The sequence below is a fragment of the Flavobacterium sp. KACC 22758 genome (assembly GCF_028736135.1).
GTDB classification, from domain to species: Bacteria; Bacteroidota; Bacteroidia; order Flavobacteriales; family Flavobacteriaceae; genus Flavobacterium; species Flavobacterium johnsoniae.
In genome coordinates this window covers 2,477,101-2,489,461 of the sequence record NZ_CP117878.1, presented here as the reverse complement: position 1 = coordinate 2,489,461, position 12,361 = coordinate 2,477,101, and the positions used below count along the sequence as shown (strand labels likewise).

The following is a 12,361-nucleotide window of genomic DNA, read 5'->3' as shown; positions in this document are numbered from 1 at the left end:
CTGTAATTATAAAAAAAATAAACCTGCAGCCATCAATAGCTGCAGGTTTAAAAAGAAAAACATTAATAATCAACCAGGGCAGTTACTTACTGCCTTTTTTATTAGATGTTGAATCTGTTTTTATATTTGTAGTCCCTTTTTGCGTCGTACCATCTGACCCAGATCCTGTCGATCCTTCGCCAACTGCTCCTGTTGTTCCATTGGTACTTGGAGCAGTAGAATCTGAATCTGGACCTACAGTATCAACTGTTGTTTCTGTTGAGTCTGCACTGTTAGTATAGGTATTATCTTCTGTTGCAGATTGACTTTTTTTACAAGAAAGTACTGCTGTAAGTATGAAGAGGGACAGGATAGTTTTAAATAGCGTTTTCATGATGTTTGATTTTAGTTTGTTTTTCAAATTTACATCTATTAAACTCTTAAATGTTATATAATTAACCAAGCCGCTTACACATTTAAAACATATAACAATCTAAAAATCAGACAATAACATTTCATCAAACAACTTTAATCTTACTATCCATATAGTGTATACTTGAACAAATTTTTCTCTTTTGATATCTTTAAAAAGTATTTGCTTTATGTATATAGAATATCTCTTTTCTTTGAGGACTCTATTATTTTTCTCAAACTGCCTAAAAAAGTAAATGCATTAGAAAAGTCAAAATCTATATTGTAAAAGTGAAACTATTAAAATCAGGTTTAGAATTAATCTTTATATTTGATAATTAAATTAATACAATGAGCGATAAAACTAAACCGTATGCCTTGATAACCGGAGCCAGTAAAGGAATTGGAAAATCTATTGCTCATGAATTGGCTAAACAGGGTTATCCGCTGCTGCTTGCTGCAAGAAGTGATCATGAATTGAAAGCATTATCTGATGATCTTCAAGTTAAGTATAACATCGATGCTTTTTATTTATCGATTGATCTTTCGATAAATGGCGCATCACAAAAAATAACCGATTGGATAAAAAGTAATAATTATCCGGTTGCAGTTCTAGTTAATAATGCCGGATATGGTGTGTGGGGCGATTTTAGTGCGTCTTCCCTAAACGATCAGCTTGGCATGATGCAGCTCAACATGAACGTAGTGGTTGAACTTTCACATTTATTAATACCCATACTTTCACAACAAAAACAAGCCTATATTTTAAACATATCAAGTACTGCTGCATATCAAGCTGTACCTACTCTGGCTGTTTATTCGGCTACAAAGGCTTTTGTTTTATCATTTACCCGTGCCTTACGTTTCGAGCTTGCCCAAACTTCAATTTCAGTAACCTGTTTTAGTCCGGGTCCGGTTGATACTGGTTTTGCTGCAAGAGCTGGTTTAAGTGCTTTAAACAAAATGGCTGAAAAGTTTAATATGCAGCCTGATGAAGTTGCAAAAATGGCAGTAAAAGCTATGTTCAGCAAAAAATCAGAAGTTATTCCGGGTTTTACTAATATCATTTCGGTTTATGCTAATCGTATACTGCCAAAGGCTTTTATAGAAAAAACCGCTGCTGGAATTTATAAAATTTAATTTTTTTCAAAAAAAAATCAAAAAAATATTCTTTGCAAAAGAAAAATTATATTAAGTTTGTATAAAATTCTACTAATTCTATAGAGTATGTCAAATAATAGAAAAAATATGTTTAGTTTATCTGAAAACCGAATGCACGCCAACATGCTAATGTTTTGTTGTTGCTGTTGTTGTTATTCTGTTTTAGATAAAATTACAAACTATATTATTTCATTTATTAAATCTATATTATCATGGTATCTTCTTATAAAACCTTCACCCTTGCTGAGCAATTAACTAATGAGCAAATAAACTTTTTTAACGAACATGGCTTTATCCATTTCAAAAAATTTATAAATCCGGAAACTGTTTCATCCATCATTGAAGCCTCGAAACAAGTAGAGCAACAATGGATTGACAATGATCTTCAAAAAGTAAACGGTGTTCCTATTAAATACGGAAAGGATTTAGACGGCTCTCCTATTGTGCAGCGCTTTGCTTTTATTAACCAGCATCATCAAACCTTAAGCGGTCTTTTACTCGATCCAAGATTCAATGGTTTACTGCCATTGGCCGGCGATGGCGCAAGATTAGGTACTGAAGAAAAAGACGGAATGGTTTTCAATCACTATATCAACGGGCCGGAAAGTAAGTTTACAAAAATGGGCTGGCACACAGATGGATTAAGAGATATTTTTTATGGTGGAAAATTAAACCCGATGCTAAATGTGGGTATTCACTTAAGTACTTTAAAACCTGAAAATGGCGGTCTTAAAATCATTCCGGGTACACATAAACAAAGTATTTATCAAATGCTTTTCCGTAAAAAATACTTTTTAGATCATCAACCTGATCCAGAGGAAGTTTCCATCAATCCCGAAGCTGGAGATTTAACTATTCACGATGGACGTTTGTGGCACAGAGTTGCACAATCATCTATCCGCGGCGAAGAAAGCAGAAGAAGAGTTATTTATATTCCGATTATCGCAGGGAAATATGCTCCTAAAAACGAGAATAGTCCAACGGTTTTCTATCAGCGTTTTGCAGGAATTGTTAAATAATTATGCTGATTGTTCTCGCATTTAGTTATCTGGTTAGATCAGGTAAACTAAAAAGTACCACCGATTTTTTTAAAAGCAAGCAAAGAAAAATCAAATTGAAAATTGCAAAAGTAGAATTGGCTATACTGTCAGGTTTACAAATATTGGGCTGATAATGGGAAAAGAAATACAGGTTGAGGATTATAATGCAATTGCGCAAAGAACATTTTCAGACCGCAAGCGGACTAATGTTTTAAAAAGAGCAGAACAGTTAACGATTGTATTTTTGCTTCCAAAAGTGCCTAAATTCATTTCGCCAAACCTGCTTACTTTAATGGGAACTCTTGGTTCAGGATTCGTTTTTTTAGCTTTTGTTTTAGGAACTTATCTGGCTGATTGGTATTTGCTTTTGGGTATTATTGGATTGGCTGTAAATTGGTTAGGCGATTCTTTAGATGGAAGATTGGCTTATTATAGAAATACCCCGCGCCGCTGGTATGGTTTTGCACTCGATATTATCGCCGACTGGATTGGTATTGTACTTATAGGCTTTGGCTACTACATTTATGCTAAAAATGGCACACAAGTATTAGCCTTTGCTTTTGTTACATTGTATGGCTGGTCAATCATCATCAGTCAGTTACGGTATAAAATTACAAATGAATATAGTATCGATTCCGGCTTTGTTGGTCCAACAGAACTTAGATTTATTATTGCTTTAATTTTAATTATTGAAGTTTTATTTCCTGGATCAATAACCTATTTGGCAGGCTTAATCACTATTGCATTATTTATAATTAATACGATAGACAGCATTAAACTCTTAAAGCTGGGCGATTTAAAAGATAAAAACCTAGGCTGAAATGTTCAGGAAAAAAGCTGTTTTAACTTTTCTGCAGGCACAAGTTGCGGCATTTTTAGGCGGTATTACCGATTATAGCTTAATGATTCTATTAACAGAAGTATTTAAGCTGCATTTTACCTTTTCTATTTTAATCTCAGCAACTGTTGGCGCAATTATCAATTTCAGCATCAATAGATTTTGGGTATTTAAAGATCAATGTGGGTATAGCTGTCATATCAATAGTCAGCTTTTAAAATTTGCGGTAGTTGTACTAGGAAGTATTTCATTAAAATCATTTGGCACCCTTATTTTGCAAAAAACATTTCAAATCGATTACAGAATCGGAAGATTAATCACAGATAGTTTTGTTTCATATGGATTTAATTACCCGCTGATTAAATATTGGGTTTTTAGGTTAAACAAAAAACAAAATGTACTAAAATAAAATTATAAGTATTTTGTTATGAATAAATTACCCTTCAATTATTTTACAAAATCACTAATCGTTGTAACGATCTTAGTAAATATAATGGCTCAAAATTTACTGGCACAATCTAAAAATCCATCACCATTAAATTTTCCAACACCCAAGAATATAGATAACATGCTGTTTTACATTCAGCGGGATCCCAATACAAACACTGCTGTGTATGCCTTAAATTATCAGGAAAATGGAAAAATAAACAAAAGCAATCCTATAAAAGCCTACTGGATTCGATATGCTGAGAAGGGAGAACAAAAAGATCTTAGTTATATACAACGCAAATTTGCATATGGAATCGAAAGTAAAACATTAAATAATGAAGAGTTTGAGTTTCAATTTGTATCCTATAAAAAGTTTCCCTTAACCCTGAAGAAAATGGAAGATCAAAAATATCATGTTTTTGTAAGTGTAAATCAGAAAAGAATACAGTTAGAAAAAATATTTGTGCGTATTGAAGGGGGATCTTTTTGGTTACCAAATGTAAAGTATGCCGAAGTTACCGGAATTGATGCTTCCTCAAATAAAACAATTACGGAAAGAATATTATTTTAAATAGATCCTCATTTAATACTTTAGCCAGCCCCTAGTTTTTGAAATCATATCTTATAAAAAAAGCCCGCAGAATCTCAAGTGATATCTGCGGGTCATTTTTTTTACTTTAAAAAGATTAGAAGAGCACTTTTCTGGTTATTATGTCTCCATTACCTAATGTAGTTTTAACTACTAAAACTTGAGTGCCGGAGTAAATGCTGTGAATCTCTAATTGACGGGCTCCAATTTTCTGATTACTGTAGAGTAATTTTCCTGTTACATCAAAAACATTAACTTCTCGTAGAGTTTTATCAGTTGATCTCAAAGTAATGATCTTACCTTTAGAAACAACTGTAAACGTGTCTGAAATTGTTTTAAATTCATTAAGTCCTAGGTTTTTACTGGCGTATTTAATCACAAACCGATCATTAAAAGTTCCAATAAGGGTTGAAAATGTGTAAGAGCTGGATTTCAGGTTATGAGTAATGCCAGTCTGATTATCCTGCAGATAAATATCAGCGTCAGTTAAATTACCATCTGCATGATCAATAGATATCTTAAGATCCCCCATAATACTGGATCTATAGCCCAAAGGTATACTATCTGCAGGGTTAAACGGAACTGCCCGTCCCTGAATAACCAGTTTTCTATCTTCATTAATGCTGTAAAAATCAGCATATTTATTAGCATCCATGGTCAGAGCATCATAATTATGATCCCATCCATTTGTTGCTCCGGGTATATAACCTATTAAAATTTGTTTGAAAAGCCCCTGGTCATTTGTTAAATTAAGCCAGACACGGTGTTTTTCGTCTTCCGGTGCGGTAAATGTCTTTGAAAAAGGACTTTTTATAAAATTCAAAAATCCGATGTTTACTGGTGAAACATTACATTTAACAGGATTTGAAGCTAGCAGCAAAATCCATAGCATAAAAAAATATTTTGGTGAGGTGAAATGTTTTTTCATAGGTGTTGATTTAAAAATTATTAAAGGATTACGCGCCGGCGCACACTTTCTCTAAAATTTAAATAACATCAATAGAAAATCACGAACATTCTCAATGTTCTGAAAATACAACTTTTTTTATACGTAAATGAAAGTAGTTTTTTTGCTATCGCTGTTATTTAAAATTAAAGATTGTATTTGAAAAGTGTTTGGCAAAAAACAGTTAATTGAGTGGCCATTCTCAAAAAAAAATAAATGTGAATACTTTTTACAAGGCATTACATCGATGTTTTTTGCTTTTTAACGATCAAATACTATATTTAAGTTAATAATATATCTATAATTATAAAACTATTTTTCAATAAAAATTAAGCTGAATTTGATACTTTTTAATAATCCGGTGAGTAGATTTTAGGCGCTTTTTAAAGAAAGGCGGCCTTCTTAGTGGAAGAGATAATTTTTAAAAACTTTTTTTTACATAATTTCCATATTAGAAATGGAAATTATGTAAATATAACATCGCTATATATAACATTTTTTTCATATAGAGATATCAAAAGCTGGTACAGATATTTAGTTCCGATATTATTTTGTATACTGCCCAAACCTTTCTGGACTGCCCTATATGGCTTTTTTACATCCGCAAAGAACTGTATTTTTGAAATCTGCTGCTATTGTAGAACGGCTGTCCACAAATTTTAGAAGAAAAGCTGCACAATTTTTATGGTATTTGTCAAAATTCATAAAAATCTTACCTTTGATAAAATGCCATAATGCAGCAAGGAATTATGACCCAAAAAACATATAAACATATTTTATTAGCGGATGATGATCCGGATGACTGTGATTTTTTTTCTGAAGTTTTCAACGAGAATTTTCCAGAGGTTAAACTCTCCATTTCAAATGACGGCGCCGCTTTAATCAATCTTCTTGAAGGTCCTCCAAATCCGGAAGCCGATTTGATATTTTTAGATTTGAACATGCCGATACTATCAGGAGCAGAATGCCTGGAAAAAATCAGATCATCACTTGAGCTAAAGAATCATATCGTAATTATATTCAGCACGAGCAGCAGCCCTTCTGACATCGAAAAGATGTATGCTATGGGAGCCAACTATTTTATTACCAAACCGGTTGATTACCAGCATTTGGTTAAGCTGATCAGCAAAGCCATGTCTTTAGCGGCCGAGACGCATACCAAACAGCCGTCATTTGAAAATTTCAACATTACGATCTGATCTTTCTGCCAGCCGGAATCAGGCTGCATTTTGTTAAATATTAAATTTTAGATAAGGGTATCTTGCGAATCACAGGGAAAATAAATGGTAATGGAGGTACCTTGGTCCACTTTTCCCTCCGCTGTAATTGTTCCTCCTAATGTCTGCATAATTTTTTTGCACAGCGCCAGTCCAATTCCAGAGCCGCTATATTGCTGCTGGGTATGAAGTCTTGTAAAAACTTTAAATATTGAATCTGCGTACTTTTGATCAAAACCGATACCATTATCCGAGAATTTAACCCAGGAACAATATACATTAAACAACTCTTTTATAAGTACCGGCTCCTGCGAAGCGGTAATTTTAATTACAGGTGCTCGGTCAGGCGAAGCATATTTTAAGGAGTTTTGAATAATATTTAAAAACAACTGCTTCATGAGAAACCCAATTGCATTAACTTCCGGAAGTTTCTCACACTCAATAACTGCATTATTTTCAGTTATCGCTTCGCTGATTTCATCTAATGTATCTTCAAAAATGAGATTAAGGTCAATTTTTTCAGCCGCCTCTCTGGTGTTTTTAATACGGGTGTATTTCAAAATATCCTGCAGTAGTCCACGCATCCTTGCAGCAGATTTTGATACACGTTCCAGTGAATCAAATTCAGGATCTTCGCGGTCGCCTTTTTTTTCAGAAAGCAGCTTGGAGGTAATCATTTGTATTTTCCTAAGAGGTTCCTGAAGATCATGTGTACTGATCCAGTTTATATTTTCCAGTTCAGAATTAGTCTCTCTCAAGATTTCACTTTGAAGTCTGTATCTTTCTTCTTCCTCACTCAGCAGAATCATCATCAGATTATTATGAAGAGAATGGGCATATTTAGCTGCTGCATTTATTTCGTACTGTCTCCAGATAGTACTCTGTCCTTTAACAGTCTCTTTCCAGATATTAAATGAGTTTCTTGGATGCAGCCCTTTTTCATCCTTAACAATGCTTTTTTCCGGATCACCTGCCCAGTGAATTTCTGAGATAGTTTCCGGCCTGTACCAGATGATGTGATTGGAATTTCCAAGAGGATGATAAATTACTCCGGCAAAATTGGAAGATCTTTCCAGTTCAGGAAAATCATCGCTGATTTTTCTGGTCGTATAAAATTCGGCGGCTCTCTTCTTCTCTATTCGCTCCACTAAAGCTTCTATCTGTACATCTTCCGGAGTCAGGCCATTTCTGTATATTTTATTTCGAAACATTATCGAAACTCCTCCTGAATTGCATAAGGCAAGCAGCTCGGGCATTTTGATTATAACGTTCAAGGAATCTTCAGACAGCGGCAGATCAAGAGCTGTTAAACGCTCTAATGCTTCAATGGATTTCTTTGAATTAATATTTTCATCGTTTGATTCCCGGATATCAATCTGCGAGGTAATGAACTGCCCCTGAAGTTTTGCGGCAAGGCGCACCGCAGGAGAAATATTCTTTTCCGAATAATGATGGCATGCAATAAGACCCCACAAACGGTCATGGTGTATAAGTGAAATAGTCAGCGTTGCGCCGACACCCATATTTTTAAGATATTCAACATGAATGGGCGATGTGCTTCTTAAAATCGCAAGGCTTAAATCAAGGTTTTTGTCCTTGCTGTCATCAATTGTAAAAATAGGAACTGCCTGATAATTAATATCTACAATCAACCTGAGCTGGTTCTTTATGTAAAGTTCCCTGGCCTGTACCGGAATATCAGTATGCGGATAATGCAATCCTAAAAATGGTTCAAGATCTTTATTGCAGCTCTCTGCATAAACTTCACCGTTATACTGTTCATCGAAACGATAAATCATTACACGGTCATACCCAGTTATTTCCCTTGTGCCTTCTGCTACCAGGGCACAGAGATCTTTCAGCGATTTTGTGTTGTTCATCTGTGTCACAAACTGGATAGTCTGTGTATAAACGTCTGCCAGGATCTGTTTGTCGAACTGAGGTTCTGCTTCTAAAACATAAATATCATCACTTTTGTGAATATTGACCTGAAACTTTTCGTTAAGAAGTTCTATTTCCAAAGGAAATACATCCTGCACCGTATCTGAATTTATATAACTAAAAATACGTTCCTGCGCTTGTGTGCCAAAAACAGCTGCAAATTTATTTCCTAATGCCTGAGTATGGCTTAGGGGAATGAAAGATGAAATATTACTGGTGCAATAGTCTATTATCCAGTCATTAGTAAGCCCAATTAAAAAGCCATGCGGCTGGATTTGTCCCGGAATATGTATAGGTTCTTGGTCGCAATTGGTCAACGTAACCAAATCACGGTTAACTATATCTTTAAACTTCATTAATAACTGAATTTAGAAAGCACTCTTCATGCTTTTAGAGCTGGAAACTACAACTGTAACGTTACTGCAACAATTATAAAATTGTCGATATTTTATATTTAAAATAATTGCTTATTGTATCAATTAAATGTATAAATATTTTCTGGTAAATTTGAGCGCATGGCTGCCAGCGTGCTTTTTAAATCTGTCTGCACACCAATGCAAAGCTGCTGCATGATCTGTTTTAATTCATCAAAGTCTGAAGGTTTTACAATGTATGCTTCCGCACCTAAAGAATGTGCATCGTCAATACCTTTCATTCTTGATGAAGTTGCCATCATTACAATTGGTATTTCTCCAAAACGCAGATCCTGCTTAATAAGCTTAAGCAACTCCCAGCCGTTCATTTTCGGCATTCCGGCATCCAATAATATCAAATCAGGCAGTGAATCTAATTGGGACAGTAAATCCAGCGCAGCATCACCGCTGTCCACAAATTTAACGGCGAAACTTTCTTCTGTTCCAACCATTGCCCACTTAAAAAATTCAGCATCATCACAATCATCATCCACCAGTAAAATTATCTTTCTATTCATTTATATTAATATAGTATTACAGCACTATTTTTGAGCCGCAATGATGTAAGTAAATTTAGGTATACATTCTCTTCAAAACAAGAGAAAGAGAAAATTATTTCTAAAATTAATAAGTAATCAAGAATAATTTCTTTTTTTAGTAAATGCTTATATTTTCAAGAAATTGATAATGATTATTTTGTTATAATAAATAAGGTAATTTTTAAATATTAAATCTCTTAAAGGATATAAAAATAAAAAAAACTTTACACTAATTATATTTTCAATCCGCTTTACAGCAGTATCAATTCAATTAATAAAACATTATAAGCAAAGTTAACCAAATACAAAAATGCTCTGTTTATAGATTGAATAAGTTATATTACATAATTTAAATATTTATAATGCAGCCTGTTATAAATCATTCATTACTATTTAATACTTTGAAACAAGTAGAAATAACTGACAAATTCAATCTGAAACTTTTAAATTATATAAAAACAGCGCAGAATTATGTAAGTAAAAATAAACAGACTAACCTATTTTTGATTTTTGCAATAAACTTATATACATAATATGAAGTCATTTACATTTTCAGCATATAATTCTTCTTATCTATCTTACCTAATCAGGCATTTATTCTTCATAAGGCAGGAATTTTACAGATTCAGAACATGAATCTGAAAATATTGCCGAGCTTTTTTAAGCGGGCTTATTATATTAATAGTATAGGTCGTATTAAAAATTCTGAATATATTTACCCATCGTTATGGGCTATTAAATTGCATATTTGTGCTTATGCTAATGAAGAACTATGATAATGAAATTATTATGACTCAAAAATTATTTAAACATATTCTGCTTGCAGATGACGATTTAGATGACTGTGATTTTTTTTCCGAGGTTTTTAAAACTAACTTTCCGGATGTCAAGCTGTCTGTTTCAAATGACGGGGGTTCATTGCTAACACTGCTTGAGGGCCCGCCGCATCCAAAAGCGGACATGATTTTCTTAGACCTTAATATGCCTGTAGTATCAGGACCCGAATGTCTTGAAAAAATCAGAACTTCAACGGAGTTAAAAAACCATGTAATTGTTATTTTCAGTACCAGTAACAGTCCCGACGACATTCAGAAAATGTATTCGCTTGGCGCCAATTATTTCATTACAAAACCTTCGGAATACAATCATCTTTCCAGACTGATAAGCAAAGCGATGTCTCTGGTATCTCACACAGATGTACGGCAGCCTGCCTTTGAGAACTTTCACATTAAAATTTAATTATTATTTTTTGCCAGCATGATGGATCTTCCAGAATCAATAAGAGAAAAGGTTTTACGTGATGTTATAGATACAGCGCCTTTTCCAATCGGAGTATACACAGGAGATAAAATGAAAATTGTACTGGCAAACCAGTCCATGATTAAAACCTATGGAAAAGGACCTAATGTGATAGGGACAAACTATACAGAAATTCTTCCTGAACTTGAAAACCAGCAGATATTTGATCAGCTCCGCGAGGTACTGTATACTGGAAAATCATATGAAGCAAAAAATGCACGAGTTGACATTGTTGTAAATGGCAAATTGAAACCGCACTATTTCAATTACAACTTTACACCCATTTTTGGCGCGGAAGGAGAAGTCTACGGCGTAATGAATACGGCCGCTGAAGTAACAGAACTCAACGTTGCCCGGCAGCAGACTATAGAAATTGAAAAGAAATTAAGACTGGCTGTTGAATCCTCACAGCTTGGAATATTCGAAATAGATATCAAAAAAGGTCTTATGAGAGGGTCAAAACGTTTTACAAACTTTTTTGGACTGGAAAAGCGTGAGTTTACACTCAATACTTTGGTGTCTTTTATCCATCCGGAAGATATAGCGTTATGGCACAATGCACTCGAAACACTCTCAGAAACAGCAGACTTAAACTGTGAGCTGAGGGTTATAAACAATAAAAAACTGCAATGGATACGATTTTCCGGTTCACTATCAGAGAGTGATGACAAGGAGAATACTATCGTAGGAATAGCTCAGGACATTACTGTACAGAAAGAAAATGCCCAGGAGCTTATGCAGCTGGTGGAACAGCGAACACTTGAACTCAGACGCTCTAATGATGACCTGAAACAGTTTGGGCACGTGATCAGCCATGACTTAAAAGAGCCGGTTCGCAAATTGCTATTGTTCTCCAATATTCTTAAAGAAGATTTAGATAATGATAAAAAACCAAGAATGAGCCAGTATGCCCATAAAATTAATAAAAGCGCTGCACGTCTCACAGAAATGATTGACTCCATATTAAACTATTCCTCTGCCGGCAGTCCGGATTTGAACGAAGTTGTAGACCTGAACCATATTATTGAAAATATAAAGGAAGATCTTGAAATAAAAATTGTCGAAAAACATGCAGTCATTGAGCACAAAAAAATGCCTCTTTTAAACGGGTCAAAAATTTTATTCCATCAGCTGTTTTATAACCTTATTGCCAACTCCCTGAAGTTTTCTCGTGATAATTTTGATTCTCATATCAAAATTGACTGCAGTTTTGACTCTGAAAAACTGCTAATTACAATAACGGACAACGGTATAGGGATTTCAATCGAAAATTCCCTGAGAATCTTCAATGTCTTTGAAAGACTGCATTCGAAAGATGAGTATGAAGGAACCGGGTTAGGACTGGCACTCTGCAAAAAAATAGTTGAACGCCATAACGGGAAAATGATTTATGTTAAACCTGAAGCTACAGGTGCTGTTTTTGAAATTACATTCCCCGCAGATATCTTACATTAATATGACTTTACATTTTGATTATATCAAAAGAGCTTAGATATTTACTCTTTATACGGTAGTTTTCAATTGCTCTCCAAAGACAGATTTACAATTAAGCGGCCAGT

General features: G+C 34.3%; 12 protein-coding genes. 8 read left to right on the top strand and 4 right to left on the bottom strand.

Going from position 1 to position 12,361, the window contains the following annotated elements:
* Window positions 1-82: 82 nt before the first annotated feature.
* Window positions 83-373, bottom strand: coding sequence for a hypothetical protein (locus tag PQ462_RS10625; RefSeq protein ID WP_274253450.1), 291 nt, complete (start codon window positions 371-373; stop codon window positions 83-85).
* A 368-nt stretch (window positions 374-741) separates the two neighbouring features.
* On the opposite strand from PQ462_RS10625, the gene PQ462_RS10620 reads away from it, so the two are divergent.
* The 5 genes from PQ462_RS10620 (at window position 742) to PQ462_RS10600 (ending at window position 4,429) form a co-directional block, all read left to right on the top strand.
* Window positions 742-1,530, top strand: coding sequence for an SDR family NAD(P)-dependent oxidoreductase (locus tag PQ462_RS10620; protein WP_274253449.1), 789 nt, complete (start codon window positions 742-744; stop codon window positions 1,528-1,530).
* A 233-nt stretch (window positions 1,531-1,763) separates the two neighbouring features.
* The gene (locus tag PQ462_RS10615) at window positions 1,764-2,570 is read left to right on the top strand and encodes a phytanoyl-CoA dioxygenase family protein (RefSeq protein ID WP_149207130.1); all 807 of its coding nucleotides are present in this window, start codon (window positions 1,764-1,766) and stop codon (window positions 2,568-2,570) included.
* A 154-nt stretch (window positions 2,571-2,724) separates the two neighbouring features.
* The gene (locus PQ462_RS10610) at window positions 2,725-3,411 is read left to right on the top strand and encodes a CDP-alcohol phosphatidyltransferase family protein (protein ID WP_274253448.1); all 687 of its coding nucleotides are present in this window, start codon (window positions 2,725-2,727) and stop codon (window positions 3,409-3,411) included.
* A 1-nt stretch (window position 3,412) separates the two neighbouring features.
* Entirely contained in the window at window positions 3,413-3,838 is a 426-nt protein-coding gene (locus PQ462_RS10605; protein ID WP_274253447.1) for a GtrA family protein, read from the top strand.
* 18 nt (window positions 3,839-3,856) lie between these two features.
* A complete protein-coding gene (locus PQ462_RS10600) occupies window positions 3,857-4,429 on the top strand; it encodes a DUF4833 domain-containing protein (protein ID WP_274253446.1) in 573 nt (190 codons plus the stop codon).
* 115 nt (window positions 4,430-4,544) lie between these two features.
* Here the strand turns inward: PQ462_RS10600 and PQ462_RS10595 are convergent, their stop codons facing one another.
* The gene (locus PQ462_RS10595; RefSeq protein WP_274253445.1) at window positions 4,545-5,375 is read right to left on the bottom strand and encodes a T9SS sorting signal type C domain-containing protein; all 831 of its coding nucleotides are present in this window, start codon (window positions 5,373-5,375) and stop codon (window positions 4,545-4,547) included.
* Window positions 5,376-6,127: 752 nt separating this feature from the next.
* Here PQ462_RS10595 and PQ462_RS10590 point away from each other — a divergent pair.
* The gene (locus PQ462_RS10590) at window positions 6,128-6,592 is read left to right on the top strand and encodes a response regulator (protein ID WP_274253444.1); all 465 of its coding nucleotides are present in this window, start codon (window positions 6,128-6,130) and stop codon (window positions 6,590-6,592) included.
* 47 nt (window positions 6,593-6,639) lie between these two features.
* Here PQ462_RS10590 and PQ462_RS10585 read toward each other — a convergent pair whose 3' ends face one another.
* Both PQ462_RS10585 and PQ462_RS10580 read right to left on the bottom strand, forming a co-directional pair.
* Complete coding sequence (locus tag PQ462_RS10585) at window positions 6,640-8,868, bottom strand: ATP-binding protein (protein WP_274253443.1); 2,229 nt, start codon at window positions 8,866-8,868, stop codon at window positions 6,640-6,642.
* Between the two features lie 158 nt (window positions 8,869-9,026).
* Window positions 9,027-9,482, bottom strand: a complete 456-nt coding sequence (locus tag PQ462_RS10580; RefSeq protein ID WP_274253442.1) for a response regulator — start codon at window positions 9,480-9,482, stop codon at window positions 9,027-9,029.
* A gap of 810 nt (window positions 9,483-10,292) precedes the next feature.
* On the opposite strand from PQ462_RS10580, the gene PQ462_RS10575 reads away from it, so the two are divergent.
* Window positions 10,293-10,742 carry a response regulator gene (locus PQ462_RS10575; protein WP_274253441.1) on the top strand — a complete coding sequence of 150 codons (450 nt, stop codon included), beginning with the start codon at window positions 10,293-10,295 and terminating at the stop codon, window positions 10,740-10,742.
* A gap of 18 nt (window positions 10,743-10,760) precedes the next feature.
* Window positions 10,761-12,257, top strand: a complete 1,497-nt coding sequence (locus PQ462_RS10570) for a PAS domain-containing sensor histidine kinase (protein WP_274253440.1) — start codon at window positions 10,761-10,763, stop codon at window positions 12,255-12,257.
* The last annotated feature ends 104 nt before the right edge of the window (window positions 12,258-12,361 follow it).